Origin of the sequence: Bradyrhizobium acaciae, from assembly GCF_020889785.1 — a bacterium.
GTDB lineage: Bacteria > Pseudomonadota > Alphaproteobacteria > Rhizobiales > Xanthobacteraceae > Bradyrhizobium > Bradyrhizobium acaciae.
Window position 1 is genome coordinate 1 of the sequence record NZ_JACMYK010000076.1, and the last position, 16,514, is coordinate 16,514.

Annotated in this window: 15 protein-coding genes; 3 read left to right on the top strand and 12 right to left on the bottom strand. The window is 65.7% G+C overall.

The window, feature by feature from the left end:
• Positions 1-56: 56 nt before the first annotated feature.
• A complete protein-coding gene (locus tag H8A92_RS25060) occupies positions 57-1,442 on the bottom strand; it encodes a M20 family metallopeptidase (RefSeq protein ID WP_229198242.1) in 1,386 nt (461 codons plus the stop codon).
• A 232-nt stretch (positions 1,443-1,674) separates the two neighbouring features.
• Here H8A92_RS25060 and H8A92_RS25065 point away from each other — a divergent pair, with 232 nt between their 5' ends.
• A complete protein-coding gene (locus H8A92_RS25065; protein WP_229198243.1) occupies positions 1,675-3,060 on the top strand; it encodes an LLM class flavin-dependent oxidoreductase in 1,386 nt (461 codons plus the stop codon).
• A 224-nt stretch (positions 3,061-3,284) separates the two neighbouring features.
• Here H8A92_RS25065 and H8A92_RS25070 read toward each other — a convergent pair whose 3' ends face one another.
• From H8A92_RS25070 to H8A92_RS25080, 3 genes are all read right to left on the bottom strand, one after another.
• Entirely contained in the window at positions 3,285-4,949 is a 1,665-nt protein-coding gene (locus H8A92_RS25070; RefSeq protein ID WP_229198244.1) for a thiamine pyrophosphate-binding protein, read from the bottom strand.
• A gap of 129 nt (positions 4,950-5,078) precedes the next feature.
• A complete protein-coding gene (locus H8A92_RS25075; RefSeq protein WP_229198245.1) occupies positions 5,079-5,597 on the bottom strand; it encodes a GFA family protein in 519 nt (172 codons plus the stop codon).
• A gap of 151 nt (positions 5,598-5,748) precedes the next feature.
• A complete protein-coding gene (locus tag H8A92_RS25080; RefSeq protein WP_229198246.1) occupies positions 5,749-6,876 on the bottom strand; it encodes an alkene reductase in 1,128 nt (375 codons plus the stop codon).
• 159 nt (positions 6,877-7,035) lie between these two features.
• On the opposite strand from H8A92_RS25080, the gene H8A92_RS25085 reads away from it, so the two are divergent.
• A complete protein-coding gene (locus tag H8A92_RS25085; protein WP_229198247.1) occupies positions 7,036-7,419 on the top strand; it encodes a winged helix-turn-helix domain-containing protein in 384 nt (127 codons plus the stop codon).
• Between the two features lie 393 nt (positions 7,420-7,812).
• On the opposite strand, the gene H8A92_RS25090 is transcribed toward H8A92_RS25085, so the two are convergent.
• A complete protein-coding gene (locus H8A92_RS25090; protein WP_229198248.1) occupies positions 7,813-9,309 on the bottom strand; it encodes an aldehyde dehydrogenase family protein in 1,497 nt (498 codons plus the stop codon).
• Positions 9,310-9,568: 259 nt separating this feature from the next.
• Here H8A92_RS25090 and H8A92_RS25095 point away from each other — a divergent pair, with 259 nt between their 5' ends.
• Positions 9,569-10,420, top strand: coding sequence for an SDR family NAD(P)-dependent oxidoreductase (locus H8A92_RS25095; protein ID WP_229198249.1), 852 nt, complete (start codon positions 9,569-9,571; stop codon positions 10,418-10,420).
• Positions 10,421-10,440: 20 nt separating this feature from the next.
• Here the strand turns inward: H8A92_RS25095 and H8A92_RS25100 are convergent, their stop codons facing one another.
• The 7 genes from H8A92_RS25100 to H8A92_RS25130 form a co-directional block, all read right to left on the bottom strand.
• The gene (locus H8A92_RS25100) at positions 10,441-10,698 is read right to left on the bottom strand and encodes a hypothetical protein (protein WP_229198250.1); all 258 of its coding nucleotides are present in this window, start codon (positions 10,696-10,698) and stop codon (positions 10,441-10,443) included.
• Between the two features lie 217 nt (positions 10,699-10,915).
• Complete coding sequence (locus tag H8A92_RS25105) at positions 10,916-11,122, bottom strand: hypothetical protein (RefSeq protein WP_024581255.1); 207 nt, start codon at positions 11,120-11,122, stop codon at positions 10,916-10,918.
• Positions 11,123-11,277: 155 nt separating this feature from the next.
• Entirely contained in the window at positions 11,278-12,273 is a 996-nt protein-coding gene (locus H8A92_RS25110; protein ID WP_229198251.1) for a hypothetical protein, read from the bottom strand.
• Positions 12,270-13,391, bottom strand: a complete 1,122-nt coding sequence (locus H8A92_RS25115) for a GNAT family N-acetyltransferase (protein WP_229198252.1) — start codon at positions 13,389-13,391, stop codon at positions 12,270-12,272. Before H8A92_RS25115 ends, H8A92_RS25110 begins: the two co-directional genes overlap by 4 nt.
• Positions 13,388-14,587 carry a hypothetical protein gene (locus H8A92_RS25120; protein ID WP_229198253.1) on the bottom strand — a complete coding sequence of 400 codons (1,200 nt, stop codon included), beginning with the start codon at positions 14,585-14,587 and terminating at the stop codon, positions 13,388-13,390. Before H8A92_RS25120 ends, H8A92_RS25115 begins: the two co-directional genes overlap by 4 nt.
• A complete protein-coding gene (locus H8A92_RS25125; protein ID WP_229198254.1) occupies positions 14,584-15,459 on the bottom strand; it encodes a HesA/MoeB/ThiF family protein in 876 nt (291 codons plus the stop codon). The genes H8A92_RS25120 and H8A92_RS25125 overlap by 4 nt, the downstream gene beginning before the upstream one ends.
• The gene (locus H8A92_RS25130; protein WP_229198255.1) at positions 15,456-16,511 is read right to left on the bottom strand and encodes a hypothetical protein; all 1,056 of its coding nucleotides are present in this window, start codon (positions 16,509-16,511) and stop codon (positions 15,456-15,458) included. Before H8A92_RS25130 ends, H8A92_RS25125 begins: the two co-directional genes overlap by 4 nt.
• Positions 16,512-16,514: the final 3 nt, after the last annotated feature.

The window sequence follows — 16,514 nt, forward strand, 5'->3', positions numbered from 1 at the left end:
CCCGCGCAAAGGCTACGCCTTTGCGCGGGGATGACGGGAAAACGCCCGCTCGAACTTCACCCCTTGTGCTTTGCCTCGCCGAGATCCCAGAACAGGCCGGCCATGATGGTCAGCGCCTCCTCGGTCACCGGCAGCAGGATGTGCTCGTCGGGGGCGTGCTGCGAGCAGCCCGGATAGGAATGCGGCACCCAGATCGTCGGCAGGCCGAGGCCTTCGGAGAACACGTCGTTCGGCAGCGAGCCGCCGAAGTTCGGCAGCACCGCCGGCGCCTTGCCGGTGGTGGCGCGGATCGAGTTCGCCGCCCAGTCGATCCACGGGCTGTCCATGTCGGTGCGCGAAGCGGCAAAGCGCTGCGTTCCGGAGACTTCGACCATCGGAAATCCGTTCTTGTGCAGATAGTCGCGCACCGCGTCGATCACCTCGAGATGCCTGGTGCCGACCACGAAGCGAAGCTGCAGCACCGCGTTCGCCTTGCCGGGAATCGCGTTGGCGGGCTTGTCGATATTGCCCGACGACATCGCCAGCACTTCGAGCGTGTTCCAGGCATAGAGCCGCTCGGCCGCGGTCAGGCCCTCCTCGCCCCAATCTTCCGCAAGCTGAGGCTCGTCCGGCGTCGGCTTGATCTCGACGTCGGCGAGCGCGGCGCGGACGCGGTTCGAGATCGGCGGAGGTTTGAGGATATCGAGTTTCATGCGGCCTTTGCCGTCGACGAGGCTCGCGATCGCGCTCGCCAGGATCGTCGCGGGATTGGCGAGCACGCCGCCCCAATTGCCGGAATGGTTGCCGCCCTCGCGCAGATTGACGTCGAGATGGATGCGGTTGCCGCCGCGGCAGCCGAGGAAGATCGTCGGCCGCTCCGCCGACAGCCGCGGCCCGTCGGAGGCAATGAACAGGTCGGCCTTCAGCTCGTCGCGATGCGCCTCGCAGACCTCGCGCAGATCGGGCGAGCCGATCTCCTCGCCCGTTTCGATGATGAACTTGGCGTTGAAGCCGAGCTTGCCGCCGCGCGCCTGCTTCACCGCCCGCAGCGCGGCCATGTTGATCGAATGCTGGCCCTTGTTGTCGGCGGTGCCCCGGCCATAGACGCGATCGCCCTTGACCGTGGTCTGCCAGGGATTGAGCCCGTCGCGCCATTCACCGACCATGCCGTCGACGACGTCGCCGTGGCCATAGGTCAGCACGGTCGGGCGCGCGGTATCCTCCTGGTAGTCGGCGATCAGATACGGGCCACGGCCGGTCGGCGATTCGATCAGGCGGGTCTTGAAATCGAGCTCGGCAAAGGCCGGCTGCAGATTCTCGACCAGATAGGCGCGCAGCGCATCGGCCTTGTCGGCATTCAGGCTCTCGGTCTGGTAGCCGACCCTGCGGTCAAGCTCCTTCAGGAACTGTCCCGATTGAAAATGCTCTCGCACGTTTGCGATTGCGTCGGCCCGTGTCGCCATGATTGTTCCTTCGTCCGGTCGCGTCTTGGCATGATCTCACCGGAACGCGACGCCTTGCGCCCCGATCATGCTTCTGGAGGGCGGCAACCTATCGGGATCGACGCGCCACCAGAAGGGTGTGAATCGCGAAGGGGGCCTTGCCAAAACGTGGGAAGTCGCAACAAGTTGCTGCGGCACGCCCGGCATCCGACCGGGCGGCATGGCGCGCAAGGTTTCGACTAAGGTTTCGACAATGACAAAACAAATCCGGCTCAACGCCTTTGCGATGAACTGCGTGGCGCATCAGTCGCCGGGGCTGTGGACCCATCCGCGCGACCGCACCAAGGACTACAACAAACTGTCCTACTGGACCGATCTGGCGAAAACGCTGGAGCGCGGCCGGTTCGACGGCCTGTTCCTCGCCGACGTGCTCGGCGTCTATGACGTCTATGCCGGCAATCCGGATGCGGCGCTGCGCAACGCGGCGCAGACCCCGGCCAACGAGCCGCTGATGCTGATCCCGGCGATGGCCGCGGTGACGGAACATCTCGGCTTCGGCGTCACCAGCAATCTCTCCTTCGAGCCGCCCTACCCGTTCGCGCGGCGGATGTCGACGCTCGACCATCTGACCAACGGCCGGGTCGGCTGGAACGTGGTGACCGGCTATCTCGACAGCGCTGCGCGCGGCGCCGGCAAGGACAAGCAGACCGCGCATGACGACCGCTACGAGCTCGCCGACGAATATATGGAGCTGGTCTATAAGCTCTGGGAAGGCAGCTGGGAGGACGACGCCGCGATCCGCGACGTCGCGCGCGGCATCTTCACCGATCCAAAGAAGGTGCATCGCGTGCAGCACGAAGGAAGCAACTACCGGCTCAACGCGATCCATTTGTCGGAGCCGTCGCCGCAGCGCACGCCGGTGCTCTACCAGGCCGGCACCTCGCCGCGCGGCCGGCAGTTCGCCGCCGAGCACGCCGAATGCGTGTTCATGTCGGGCCCGTCAGCAAAAGTGATCGGCCCGCGGGTGTCGGCGATCCGCGAACTCGCCGCCGAGAAGGGCCGCAACGGAGCCGAGATCCTGATGTTCTCGATGATGTGCATCGTGGTGGCGCCGACCGAGGCCGAAGCCAGGGCGAAGTACGCCGAGTATCGCGGCCATATCAGCCATGAGGGCGCGCTGGCGCTGATGTCGGGCTGGACCGGCGTCGACTTCTCGACCTACTCGCTCGATCAGGAAGTGCGGCACGTGCAGAACGACGCCGGCCGTTCCGCGATGGACAACGTCACCCGCGCCGATCCCGACCGGGTCTGGACCGTGCGCGAGGTTGCCGAGCATGTCGGCATCGGCGGCGCCGGCCCGGTGGTGGTCGGCTCCCCCGAGCAGGTCGCCGACAAGATCGAGCAATGGTTCGAGGACACCGGTGTCGACGGCCTCAACGTCGCCTTTGCGATCTCGCCCGGCGATTTCGAGGATATTGCCGACATGCTGGTGCCGGAGCTCGTCAAGCGCGGCCGCTACAAGAAAGAGTATGCGAAAGGCACGCTGCGGGAGAAGCTGTTCGGCGAGGGGCGCAGAAAGCTCAACGACACGCACCCGGCGAGCCGCTATCGGGTGAAGCGCAGCGCGGCTGCGGAGTGATGCACGCCGTCATTGCGAGCGAAGCGAAGCAATCCATCGTTCAGCATGTGACCATGGATTGCTTCGTCGCTTCGCTCCTCGCAATGACGCGGATAGTCCCGTCATCCTGAGGAGCGCGTAGCGCGTCTCGAAGGATCGACGGCCACCGGCCGGGCCGTGCATCCTTCGAGGCTCGCTCTGCTCGCACCTCAGGATGACGGTGACAGAGCCAGCGCGCAGCTTCTTCAATTCACCGCGTTGCTCACCATCACCTCGATCAGCTTCGCACCTGGCCTTGCGAATGCCGACTTCATCACACCTTTCAGCTCCTGCGGATCGGCGACCTTGATCGCCTCCAGCCCGAGCGAACGCGCGACGCCGGTGAAATCGACCGGCGGATCGATGAAATCCATGCCGACATAATGATCGTCGCCATGGAACGCGAGCAGGCGCTGCTTGATGATGCGATAGCCGCCATTGTTGACGATGACGAAGGTCAGCGGCAGCTTGTGGTTGGCCGCGGTCCACAGCGACTGGATCGAATACATCGACGAGCCGTCGCCGGAATAGCACACCACCGGGCGCTGCGGATTGGCGAGGCTGACGCCGACCGCGGCCGGCAGGCCCCAGCCGATGCCGCCCGAGGCGAGTGCGTGATAGCCGTAGCGATCGCGATGCGCGCGCAATGCGAGAATCTGGCGCGACGAGGTCAGGCCTTCGTCGACCAGGATCGCGTTGTCAGGCATCGCTTCGACGACCTGCAGTGCAAGCCAATCGGGATCGATCGGCGAGGTGTGACTGGCCTTCGAGATCTGCTCGACCAACGCCTTGCGCTTCGCCGTCCAGTTTTTCGTCGACAGCGCCGCGAGGCCCTGTTTGGCACGCGCCTCCAGCGCGCTACCGCCGAGCTCCTTCAATGCCGGGACCAGCGCGCGCAGCGTCTCCTTGACGTCGGCCTTGACCGCGATCTCCGCGCCGTAGTTCTTGGCGAGATCATTGTCGACCAGGCCGACCTGCACGATCGAGAGCCCGTCCGGCAGCGGATCGACCTCGCTGTAGACGGACATCCGCAGCGGATCGCCGCCGAGCGCGATCAACAGATCATGCGGCGCCAGCACATCGCGGGCGACCTTCTGCAGCCGCGCGATCGCGCCCATGAAGCTCGGGCTTTCGGACAGGAAGTGCGAGCCATAGGGCGTCGGCGATTGCCAGGCCGGACAGCCCAGCGTCTCGGCAAGATCGGCCGCCTCGCGCAGCGCATCGCTCTTCACGATCTCATCGCCGACGACGATCACCGGACGCTCCGCTTTCAGGATCCGCGCAGCCAGCGCCTTCAGCGACTCCTCCGACGGCCGGACGCTTGTGTCGACCCGGGTGGAGCGGCCGAGCTCAATGCCGGCCTCCGAATTGAGGATGTCGCCCGGCAGCGAGATGAACACCGGCCCGGTCGGCGGCGTGGTGGCGATCTTCGCAGCGCGACGGACGATGCGCGGCAGGTCTTCGAGCCGCGTCACCTCGACCGCCCATTTCACCAAGGGAGTGGCCATCTGCACCAGCGGGCCATAGAGCACCGGCTCGGTCAGGCCGTGGCCCTGCTCCTGCTGCCCGGCGGTCAGGATCAGCGGCGTGCCGGTGAAGCTGGCGTTGTAGAGCGAACCCATCGCATTGCCGAGACCGGGCGCGACATGGACGTTGCAGGCGACGAGCTTGCCCGAGGCGCGGCTGAAGCCATCGGCCATCGCGACCACCAGGCTCTCCTGCATCGCCATCACATAGGTGAGATCGGGATGGTCCTTCAGCGCGTGCATGATCGGCAGTTCGGTGGTGCCGGGATTGCCGAACAGATGGGTGACGCCCTCATCCTTCAGCAGCGCCAGAAATGCCGAGCGGCCGGTAATGCGATTCTTCATGTTCCCTCCAGGCCTGTCAGCGCGTTGGCCGACGGGATTAAGGGAGATGACCAAACTTGCGCTCCGGGAGCAATCGAGCGGCCGGTCATGGCCGCATTCCGCAGGCGCGCGCCTGATGCAAGACGCGCGCTAGAACATCCCTTCGCGCTCGCTGCGCTTCTTCTTTTTGGAGCGCTGCCAGACCACGCCGGGATAGCCTTTCAGCGGCACCAGCGGCTCGCCGGTGTAGGCCCATTCCTGCAGTTCCTCGATCGCGATGTGATAGAGCGGCTGCCGGCCGGTGCGCCCCGAGAACAGCGCGCGCGGGATGTTGACCATGTGCGGCGACCGCGCGCGTTCGTAGCAAATCGGCGTGCCGCAATTGGCGCAGAAGCTGCGCGCGGTCTTGCTTTTCGGGTCCTCGTAGCGCGACAGCTCGCTCTCACCCTGCGTGATGCGGAAGCGCTTCTTCCAGCTCCCGACATAGGTCGCATAGACGGCGCCATGCGCGCGGCGACTGGCTTGCGTGTGATCATGCCAGGCCCAGCGCGCCGGCACGTCAATCTCGAACCGCACCTTGCCGCACAGGCATTGGCCGGAAGCGGGTTTTGCGAGTGCCACGGGTTTTGGCTTTTTCGTCGGCGAGAGTTCGTCGTCATCCCGGAACATATAACCACCGTCATTGCGAGCCACCCGGTCGGCGCAAGCGCCGCCGGATGACAGGCTCCACGAAGCAATCCATCCAGCAGCGCCTGCGGAGCGATGGATTGCTTCGTCGCTTCGCTCCTCGCAACGACGCGGGTCGCGCCGGCGTCGCCGCCTACGCCTGCGCCAGCTCGTCGTGCACGGGATAATCCGTGTAGCCCTTCTCCTCGCCCGCATAGAAGGTGGCGCGATTGTACTTGGTCAGCGGATAGCCGCGCTGCAAGCGGCGGGGCAGGTCCGGGTTGGAGATGAAATAGCGGCCGAACGCGATCGCATCGGCATGGCCTTCGGCGACTGCGCTCTGCGCGCTGTCACCGACGAAATTGCCGGCCGTGATCAGCACCCCGCTCCACATCGGGCGGTACAGCACCATCGCCGACGGCACGTTCTGCCAGTCGACCTCGGCGCGGCCGGTGCCCGAGGCACGCGGCTCGATGAAATGCAGATAGGCGAGCCCGAATTTGTCGAGCGCCTTGATGGCGTGGCTGTAGAGCGGCATCGGATCGGCCTCGCCGCTGCCATTGGCGATGCCGTAGGGCGAGAGCCGCACGCCGACGCGATCGGCGCCCCAGACTTCGGTCACCGCCTGCGTCACCTCCAGCAGGAAGCGGACGCGGTTCTCGATCGAGCCGCCATACTGGTCGGTCCGCAGATTGCTGCGCGATTGCAGGAACTGCTCGATCAGATAGCCATTGGCGCCGTGAATCTCGACACCGTCGAAGCCGGCCGCGAGCGCGTTCTTCGCCCCCTCACGATAGGCCTCGACCATCAGCGCGACCTCACTGGTCTCGAGCGCACGCGGTGTCTCGTACTCGACCACGTTGCCGTCCGCGGTCATGCACTTGAACTCGGAGGGGATCGCGACTGCCGACGGCGCCACCGGCAGCGCACCGCCGGGCTGGAACGAGGAATGCGAGACGCGGCCGACGTGCCAGAGCTGCAGGAAGATCAAGCCGCCCTTGGCATGCACGGCATCCACCACCTCGCGCCAGCCCGCGATCTGGGCCTCGCTGTAGATGCCGGGGACGCCGGGATTACCGAAGCCGGTGGCGACCACCGGCGAGGCTTCCGCGATCAGCAGGCCACCGGGCGTCGCGCGCTGCGCGTAATATTCCGCGTTCAGCGGCCGCGGCGCGAGGCTCGGCCGCGCCGCCCGCATCCGCGTCAGCGGCGCCATCACGACGCGATGCTTGAGCTGGTACGGGCCGACCTTGAGCGGAGAGAACAGCGACGGAGGATTCATGCCTACCCCAATATTCTTTTGCGATTTCGGTTATATCTTGGGCATGATCCGATCGGAAAACCGGTTTCCACTTTTCCGGATCATGCCCGGTATCTAACGGGTTCATCTTGTTCATAAAAGCGGGTAGTGGCAATCTGTTGCCACGAGAACAGGTCTCCCATGTCGAAATCGAGCGCCTCATCGCTCCCCTCCCTGAGCGTCCGCATCGACCTCGATGCCGAGGACCGGATCGGGCCGGGCAAGATCCTGCTGCTCGAGCAGATCAAGGAATGCGGCTCGATCTCGGCCGCCGGCCGCGCCATGGACATGAGCTACAAGCGCGCCTGGGACCTGGTCGACGAGATTAACCGCATCTGCCGCCAGGCGGCGGTGGAACGCCAGACCGGCGGCAAGAATGGCGGCGGCGCGGTGCTGACCCCGTTCGGGCTGTCTCTGGTGGCACGCTACCGCAAGATCGAGCGCGATGCGGCGACCGCCGTGCGCAAGGATCTCGAGGCGCTGCGCAGCGACATCGGCAAGCCGAAGAAGGCCGTCGGGCGGTGAGCGGACGAGCGGCCGTCACGGGGCGCTTACGAAAATATCGAAAACAACCCCATGCACAGTAGCCGGCGGCGACCGCCGTGCGACAAGGCATCTTGACGTGTCGGGCAACTCAGGGGTATATTTCTAATATTCCGAAATGGGCGAGGCTATCTCCTCTTTCACCACCGTCATCGCCCGGCTCGACCGGGCGATCCAGTACGCCGCGGCCCTTCGGCTCAAGCACTGCGGTCTCTGGAATACTGGATCACCCGCATGCGCGGGTGATGACACTGAGGAAGCTGAGCAATCACCCCGTCATCTTGAGGAGCCCGCCAACGGCGGGCGTCCCGAAGGATGACTACAATGCCATTATGCGATTGCCCGCCGCAGGCGGCGAGAGGCAGGAAGCACCGCCTAACCCGTCTTGATCCACACTGCCTTGACGTTGAGATACTCCTCGACGTGCTGCTTGCCGGATTCGCGGCCGTAGCCGCTCATCTTGTAGCCGCCGAACGGCACCGCGGGATCCATCGCCTGATAGCAATTGACCCAGACCGAGCCGGCGCGCAGCGCCTTCGCGACCTGGTGCGCCTTGCTGACATTGGTGGTCCAGACACCGGAGCCGAGGCCGAAGGTGGTGGCGTTGGCGCGCTTGATCAGTTCGTCCGGGTCCTTGAACGAGATCGCCGAGATCACCGGGCCGAAGATCTCCTCCTGCGCGATGCGCATGTTGTCCTGCACATTGGCAAACACGGTCGGCTGCACGAAATAGCCCTTCGACAGCGCCCCCTCGGTGAGACGGCCGCCGCCGGCCAGCGCCTTGGCGCCTTCCTTCTGGCCGAGGTCGAGATAACCGGAAACGCGGTCGAGCTGATCCTTCGACACCAGCGGGCCGATCTGGGTGTTGGGGTCGAGGCCGTTGCCGACCTGCAGCTTCTTGCCGAACTCGGCGACGCGGCCGACGAATTCGTCATAGACCTTCTGCTCGACGAACAGCCGGGTGCCGGCGCTGCAGATCTGGCCGGAATTGGCGAACACCGCCATCGCCGCGCCCGGCACCGCCGCATCGAGATCGGCGTCGGCGAACACGATGTCCGGCGACTTGCCGCCGAGCTCGAGCGACACGCGCTTGAGGTTGCCGGCCGAGGCACGGATGATCGACTGGCCCGTGACGTGCGAGCCGGTGAAGGCGACCTTGTCGACATCGGGATGATTGGCGAGCGCAGCACCCGCGGTCTCACCATAGCCCGGCACGACGTTGACGACGCCGGGCGGGATGCCGGCCTCCATGCAGAGCTCGCCGATGCGCAGCGAGGTCAGCGGCGATTCCTCGGCCGGCTTCAGCACCACGGTACAGCCGGTCGCGATCGCCGGGCCGATCTTCCAGATCGAGGCGGTCAGCGGCCCGTTCCAGGGGATGATGGCGCCGACCACGCCGATCGGCTCCTTCAGCGTGTAGGAGAAGATCTCGCCGGGCAGCGAGTTCTCGATGGTCTCACCGTGGATCGCGGTGGCCTGGCCCGCATAGTAGCGCAGCATGCCGAGCGCGCGCAGCCGGTTGCCGCGGGTACGGCTGATCGGCGCGCCCATGTCGAGCGTGTCGAGCTGGGACAGCTCTTCGAAATTGGCTTCAACGAGCTCGGCGAGCTTGAGCAGCATGTTCTGTCGCTCGAACGGCTTCACCTTGCTCCATGGCCCTTCGAAGGCGCGACGCGCAGCCGCAACCGCGCGGTTGATATCCTCGGCATCGCCTTCGGCGACGGTCGCGAGCAATTCACCGGTTGCGGGGTTGTGGGTTTCGAATGTCTTGCCGGAGGCGGCATCGAGCCATTTGCCGTCGATCAGCATCTTCTTGTAGGAGCCGTCGGCATAAGGATGGCGCGTGATCGGAATAGCCTGCGAAACAGCCATGTTTGCACTCCCTGTCAAATTGTCGGCTGAGGTGTTTTGGAAGCGTTATATCGGCAATTCTACAGCGCAGGCGCGAAACCGTAAAGCCGAGCGTTGTCGAGGATGACGCGCATGAAAACCTCCCATGCGCCTGCGTTGTGCGTGCAGTATGATAAATAGGGGTTCTCTTGTTTGACGCGTTTTCTTCACGCGAACCGGGAACCACTTCGCTTGAAAACGCTATGCTGACCTCAGCCACAGATCTGTCCGGAGAGCGACGATGCCCCACCCCGTGATATCAGCCAATCATGTTGCCGTGATCACCGGAGGCGCATCCGGCATCGGGCTTGCCGCCGCGACGCGGTTTGCCGAAGCCGGCATGAAGGTCTGCATCGCCGATCTCGGCGATGACAGGCTGCGAGCGGCTGCGGCAAAACTGTCATCTGCCGCACCCGGCGGCGCGGATGACATCATGACGGCTGCGGTCGACGTCAGTCGGGCCGACGAGGTCGCAAATCTCGAGGCCGCCGTCGCTTCGAGGTTCGGCGGCACCGACATCCTGATGAACAATGCCGGCATCCAGCCCGGCAGCGCGATGTTCGGTCCCGCGGACAATTGGCAGCGCATCCTCGGCGTCAATCTCTGGGGCGTGATCAACGGCACGCAGGCCTTTGCCCCCAACATGATCAAGCGCGGCCGGCCGGGGCTGATCATCAATACCGGCTCCGAGCAGGGCATTACCACGCCGCCGGGCGATCCCGCCTACAACGTCTCCAAGGCCGGCGTGAAGGCGTTCACCGAAGCGCTCCAACATGAATTGCGCAACACCGACGGCTGCAAGATCGCGGCCCATCTGTTGATCCCGGGCTTCGTCTTCACCGGGCTCACCGCGCGCGGCCGCACCGAGAAGCCGGCCGGCGCCTGGACATCCGAGCAGACCGTCGACTTCATGATCCAACGCCTCAATGCCGGAGACTTCTATATCCTCTGCCCCGACAACGACGTGCCGCGCGCGCTCGACGAACGCCGCATCCTGTGGGCCGCCGGCGACATCGTCGAGAACCGCCCGCCGCTGTCACGCTGGCATCCGGATTTCGGCGATGCGTTCGCGGCGTTCGTGAAGGGGAAGTGAATTCGCAGGGTAAGGCTAACTCACCTTTCCCCATTCGTGCTGTCATCGCCAGGCTCAACCGGGCGATCCAGCATTCCAGAGACTTCAGTGCTTGAACCGAGGGGCCGCGGCGTACTGGATGCCCCGCATGAAGCGGGGCATGACAGCGGAATAAATGGCGGACAGGCCGGATCGGTCGACTGCTCGATCACCCATGAATCCAGCGGTGAGGCATAGCGCAGGCTCCGATCGCCGAAACGGGTCTGCAACGCCTTGCTGATCAGCCCGGGCAGCGTCATGACCAGCGCACTCGATTTGGTTGATCGACAGGCAGATGGTTGGCCCAAATGGTGGGGTACGCTTCGCCAACTCACCGTACAAAGCGATCACCGTCATCCTGAGGAGCGCGCTCTTGCGCGCGTCTCGAAGGATGCACGGCCCGGCCGGTGGCCGTCGATCCTTCGAGGCGCCGCTTCGCGGCTCCTCAGGATGACGGAACAACAGTAGGGGCTCGTCTTACAGCGTTTCCTGCTTGTGGTCGCAGTTCTTGCAGGTGAACTTGACGCGGGACTGGCCCTTCTCCGCCTGCACCCGGTTCGGCGCGCCGCACTTGCCGCAGACCGCCTCGATCCGGGTGGTGCCCTGCTTGATGACCAGGTTCCGCTTTTCCATGGTCTCGCGGATCAGGCGCTCGGCCTCTTCGCGCAACGATTGCTTCGACATCATCCCCACCGGTCATTGGTTAGCGGGCGGCGTCATAGCACGACCCCGTGAAGCTTTGACAGCTTGTATCGCGCTCTTTTTGTGAGCGCATCCTAGAGCGTTTTCGAGCGAAGTGGATACCGGTTCGCTTGAAGAAAACGCGTCAAGACAGAAATCTAGATGATGAGCTGATCGACCGGCAGCCGGAAATGGCGAGGTTTCAACGGTTTTGATGGCCGGCCGACACGGAACACGTTGACCAGGCGCAGGTCGGCGTCGACCTTGCCGAGCTTTCGCAGCCGATCGTTGAACTCAGGATGGTCTTCCAGCGCCGAGATCGGACAGGCCGCGAAACCGGCACGATCGATCTCCAGCCAGCTGCGGTAGAAATGCCGTCCGGTCGTGAGTGGATCCTCACCGACCGGACGGCAAAACAGGATGATCGCCGATGCCGAGGCGGTCTTGGCGCTGTCGGCGAGCAGCAATGCCGCGAGGCCGAGACGATCCAGCGGCTTGAACAGCCCGCCGAGCACGAAACCGGCGGCGGTGGCCTCAATTGCATTCATGGCCAGTGCGTCGCGGTTGAGACCGTCAAGCAGATAGTGCGGATGACCGGGCGACAGCCGCATCCATGCGAGCAGTTCGGCCCGGTAGTCGTCGCCGCGGACAAAGGAGAACTCGGCCTGGTCGGCCCACCCGGCGATATCGGCAATCGTCCGGCGATGACTGATGCAGATCAAATCGTCACGTGCGATGGCAAGCTGCACCAGTGATGTGCCGTCATCCGGCGACGCCGCAAACTTGCCGCGCCATGACATGCGGCTCGCCACATGGCCGGCCAACGGGTCGGGCGCGACACCTTGCCTGATCGCAAAGCTGCAGAGCGCGGCAAACTGCGCCGACAGTTGCTGCTCGATCGTCGTCATCGCCGTGATCGCCAGGCCGCGGCGGTTGAGCGCGAGGCTCATGCCCTCCAGCGCCGCGCCGTGCGACACCAGAACATCGTGCCCCGCGGGGTCGGCGACCGGCGCGCGCACGCTGACGTCGTCGACCAGCGCCAGCCGCCCATCGCCGAGCAGCCTCCAGCGCGTCGGCTGGATATTGTGGACGCTCGGCGCCAGCCGCGCCTCCGCGACCAGCTCGCGCAGCAGATCCGGCGTCAGCGCGCTCATGCCGCGGCCAGCCGCTTGGTGAACAGGTGCAGCCGGTGCAGCGGCGTGGCGCCGGCCTTCTCGACCTGGCGCAGCGACGGGCCGTTGATATCTGCGATCCAGGTGCCGCCGAGCGTGCGATAGCCGGCCTCCTGCAACGCCAGCGCAGTGCGGTAGAGCATCGCGCCGTTGAGGCCGCGATTGTGCAGGTCGCGACAGACCGACTGATAGATCAGCACGGCGCGCGCGTTCAGCATGCGGTGCTTCACGAACTTGAAGGGCGCCGTCAACCCGACCCGGCCGCCGATCGCCTTGATCAGCGGATTGAGGTCGGGGATCGCGATGATCGCGCCGGCGGGGCGGCCGCGGTGGTAGACCACCGTGGAAATCCGCTTGTCGATGATCCACATCATGTCGCCGGCCTGGAACAGATATTCGGCCGCGGTCGGCGGCACGAACATCGGGTTGTCGGCAAAGCCGTCGTTCAGGATCAGCCGCGCATCCTCCAGCCGCACCTTGAAGGCGGAGCGCTTGATCGGCTGCCAGACGAAGTCCTTGTCGGCCAGCACCGCGCGCTGCTTGTCGCCGAGCAGTTGCTCCGGCTTGCCGCCGTCGAGCGCGATCTCGAACGTCGTCATCGGGAATGTCGGCGTATAGCCGGCGCGTTCGAGATGCTGCGCGATGTGCGGTGGCGACCACATCATGTCGGTGAACGGCGCATGGTCGAAGCCGTCGGTCATGACGCCGATCTGCTGCATCGCCGTGAGATTGAAATTGCCGGCGATGCGGCTCATGCCGCGCGCCGACAGCCATTGCTCGGCGGCGCGCAGCAGCGCATCGGCGACTTCAACGTCGTCGATACAGTCGAAGAAGCCGAACGCGCCGTGACGCGTGCCGTGCTTGCGGTTGGAGGCATCGTGAATCGAGGCGGCGATACGGCCGACCGGCTTTCCGTCGCGATGCGCGGAAAACAGCGCATAGCGGCCATGGCCTTCGGTGATGAACGGGTTCTTCGCGGGATCGAACATCCGGTCGAAGTCGCTCCACAGCGGCGGCACGTACAGGCTGTCGGGCCCGTAGGCATTGAGGGCGGCGTCGAATGCCGATTTGCGGTCGCCCTCCCGGATCTCGAGATTCATTTGGCCTCCGGGGTCAACGCCAACAGCCGGCGCACCAGCGCCAGCGCGGTCTCGGTGGCGGGATCGGCCGCGGTCACGGGTACGGCGAGCACAATGAGGTCGAGTGGATCATGCGCGAGCACGATGACATGGGAGGCGTTGTTGGCAGTCATCAACGAGACTATGCGTTCGGCGGCCGGATCAGTCAGCGGCAGCCCCCACGGCGCATCGGACCGACGCAGCACGCGGCGCGTCGACAGGAAATCTCGCAACAGCGGCGGATCGTAGAGCGCAAGCTCGCTCTCGCGAAAACGCCGCGCGCTTTCAAAGATCGGATGCCGCGCCAGTTCGGCGATCAGCTGCTCGCGGGTCTGCGCCGGCGACACCGCAACCGAATTGAGCACGCCGGGCTCCTGCGATTCGAACAGCGCCCGCAGCGCGTCCGTCATCAGCCCGATGGTCAGCACGCCCGCGATCGCAACCGCGACGAACCGGACCATTTGCGCGGCGTCGACATCGGGCGCCATGAAGGCGGCGGCAAGGCCCAGCAGGCCGGAGGAGATCAGCCGCAGCGCCATCATCGCAAGCCCGTGCCGGCGCGTCTCGGCGCCGCCACCGGCGATCAGCATCACGGTCACCGTCAGCAGCGCACCCAGCGCGCCGAGCCGGACCGGAATGTCCGGGAATAGCGTGCGGAAGTCGGTGAGGATGAACGGGATCACCACCAGCGCGCCGACCGCCATGCGGCCGATGCTGCGGTTCTCCGAGGCCATCAGCGCGGCGCGGTCGCGCGTCGCCAGCAGCAGCGCGCAGGTGGCGAAGGCCAGCAGCTGGAACAGCGCCAGCGTGATCGCATAGGGCATCACGAAACGTTGCAGCCCGAATGTGCCGCCGAGGCCGAGCAGGATGGCGCCGCTGAGCGCCGCGATCTTGACCGCGCGCGGCGCATGCCGCCGCAGGATGCCTTCGGTGACGATCAGCGCGCCGAGCGGGATCAGCGCGGCCGGGATCACCGAGAGGCGATCGAGCACAAAGCTTCCGCTCCACCACGCCAGGCCACGGTCGAGAAACAAGAGCGCGATGACACCGAGCGCCAGCAGCAGGCGGCGGGTCAGCGGGCTCTTCGGATCACGCCGATAGAGCGTCATCATCGCCACCGCGACGCCGATGGCGCCGCAGAGATTGACGATGGAATCGGCGATCACCCCGGAGGTCATTTGCGGCCCGTCAATTCGTCGATGGCCCGCCGCACCAGCGGACGTATCAGGGCCGCGACCAGCGGGTTGCGCGGTTTCTCGATCGCCGGCCGATGCGGGTTGAGGAACCAGCCGCGGCAGTCGGTGCCGGAGGTACGGCCGAGGATCAGCGCGACCGCCTCATAGGCCATCAGCATGCCGGTCGAGATCACCATCGGCGCAAACGACATCCGGCTGCGGCGACCGGCCGCGACTTCGCCGGCGATCGTGAGGTCGACATAGTTGCGCGAGGAGGAATGCAGCATCACGTGCTCGATCTCTGCACGCATCGCGGCGCGGCGGTCGTCGTCGGTGATGGCAGTCCAATCCTTGCCGAGCGTGGGGAAGCCGAGGCGCTGCTCGGGCCTGGGATCGTTCGGGCGGACCACGATCACCGACGGCAACGGCGACATATAGGCGTCGATCACGGTTGAATCCGCGCGCTTGGCAGTCCGGTACAAATGCACGCCGGCGGCGATATCGTCCATGCCGTTGACGATCACAGGGCAGCGCGCGGCAATTCCGGCGAGCTCGCTGGTCCAGTTCTCGCCGAGCACCTCGATCTCGATGGTCGGATTGATACGTTTGGCGGCTTCGGCGGCGACCGCCGCCTTCTCGCGGCCGACCTCGTCGGCAAAGGCGAACACCTGACGGTTGAGGTTGGAGACCTCGAAGCGATCGATATCGGCAATCACGAACTTGCCGACACCGGCGCGCGCCAGCGCCATGAAGGCCGCACCGCCCATGCCGCCGACGCCGCAGACGAACACCCGCGCCTGGCGCAACAGCTGCTGCTCGTGCTCGTCGATGAAGCCGATGTTGCGGCCGGTGAAGGAGTAATAATCGAAATTCATCGCGCGGCCCCGTTCTCCTGCCGGCGCGGCCGCAAGGTGCCGAAGGCGCGGCTGTCGTCCAGCCAGTAGACCACCGGCAGCACCAGCCGCTGCAGCGCCAGCATCGCGGATGCCGCGAGCAATGCCGGCAGCGAGCCCGAGGGCACCTCGCTCATGACGTAGCGGCGCGCGCCGGCCAGATCGACCCGGCCGAGCTGCAGCACGTCGTCGCCGCGGCCGTAATCCAGCTCGCGCTCGCAGAATTCGTTGTAGACCGCGTTGCGGTGCTTCGGCGCGATCTCGAAGGTCTTCTTCAATGCGTCCGAGCCGCCGGTATAGGCGTTGGTGATGACCGAGCGCGCCTCGTCGAAGCCGGCTTCCTCGCCGACGCCGAACACCGCGCGATGCCGCGCCATGATGCCACGCGCGAGCTGCAGATGCGCAAAACTCTGCCGCGCGCCCGGCAATGGCGACGGGAACACGTCCGAGAAGGTGTCGCTGACCATGCCGACAACGGCCGGCACCTGGGTGACGTTGGAGATCCATTTCGGCCGCAGGCCGTCGCGCGCGAACAGCACCAGCGCGGTCAGGCCATAGAGCACCCAGGACAGCCCCTGCCCGCGCACATCGGGATCGACCATGACGAGGCCGAGATGGGTGACCTCAGCCGGCTCGCCGTCGAGCGGCACGTCCATCACCGACAGCGCGTTGAAGGCGATCGGCCGCCCGGTGTCTTCCTCCGAGATCAAGGTGACGACGGCGCGCGACAGCCGCTCCGGCTCGCCGGAGAAGATGCCGTAGGTCAGGCTCTCCTCGGGCAGCGTCTTCGCGGCGACGATGCGGAGCTGCGCGACCAGCGCGTCGAGCTCGTCCTTCGGCAGCGACAGGCCCGGCGATTCGACGATCCGGGTGCGCTGGCCGGCCTGGGTGCGCAAGGTGAGGTCGATGGTCGGCTGCGACAGCGCCTTCAGCCAGAAGCCGGCATGGCTGCGCAGGCCGTCAAAGGCCGCGCGCGCCTTCGCCAGGCCCGAGCTGCCGCGCGAAGCGGGCGTGGGATTGTCGGTGGACGCCATTTC

Coding starts and splice junctions, on each gene's coding strand:
- H8A92_RS25060 (WP_229198242.1), bottom strand. CDS start 1,442: ATGGCGACACGGGCCGACGCAATCGCAAACGTGCGAGAGCATTTTCAA.
- H8A92_RS25065 (WP_229198243.1), top strand. CDS start 1,675: ATGACAAAACAAATCCGGCTCAACGCCTTTGCGATGAACTGCGTGGCG.
- H8A92_RS25070 (WP_229198244.1), bottom strand. CDS start 4,949: ATGAAGAATCGCATTACCGGCCGCTCGGCATTTCTGGCGCTGCTGAAG.
- H8A92_RS25075 (WP_229198245.1), bottom strand. CDS start 5,597: ATGTTCCGGGATGACGACGAACTCTCGCCGACGAAAAAGCCAAAACCC.
- H8A92_RS25080 (WP_229198246.1), bottom strand. CDS start 6,876: ATGAATCCTCCGTCGCTGTTCTCTCCGCTCAAGGTCGGCCCGTACCAG.
- H8A92_RS25085 (WP_229198247.1), top strand. CDS start 7,036: ATGTCGAAATCGAGCGCCTCATCGCTCCCCTCCCTGAGCGTCCGCATC.
- H8A92_RS25090 (WP_229198248.1), bottom strand. CDS start 9,309: ATGGCTGTTTCGCAGGCTATTCCGATCACGCGCCATCCTTATGCCGAC.
- H8A92_RS25095 (WP_229198249.1), top strand. CDS start 9,569: ATGCCCCACCCCGTGATATCAGCCAATCATGTTGCCGTGATCACCGGA.
- H8A92_RS25100 (WP_229198250.1), bottom strand. CDS start 10,698: ATGACGCTGCCCGGGCTGATCAGCAAGGCGTTGCAGACCCGTTTCGGC.
- H8A92_RS25105 (WP_024581255.1), bottom strand. CDS start 11,122: ATGTCGAAGCAATCGTTGCGCGAAGAGGCCGAGCGCCTGATCCGCGAG.
- H8A92_RS25110 (WP_229198251.1), bottom strand. CDS start 12,273: ATGAGCGCGCTGACGCCGGATCTGCTGCGCGAGCTGGTCGCGGAGGCG.
- H8A92_RS25115 (WP_229198252.1), bottom strand. CDS start 13,391: ATGAATCTCGAGATCCGGGAGGGCGACCGCAAATCGGCATTCGACGCC.
- H8A92_RS25120 (WP_229198253.1), bottom strand. CDS start 14,587: ATGACCTCCGGGGTGATCGCCGATTCCATCGTCAATCTCTGCGGCGCC.
- H8A92_RS25125 (WP_229198254.1), bottom strand. CDS start 15,459: ATGAATTTCGATTATTACTCCTTCACCGGCCGCAACATCGGCTTCATC.
- H8A92_RS25130 (WP_229198255.1), bottom strand. CDS start 16,511: ATGGCGTCCACCGACAATCCCACGCCCGCTTCGCGCGGCAGCTCGGGC.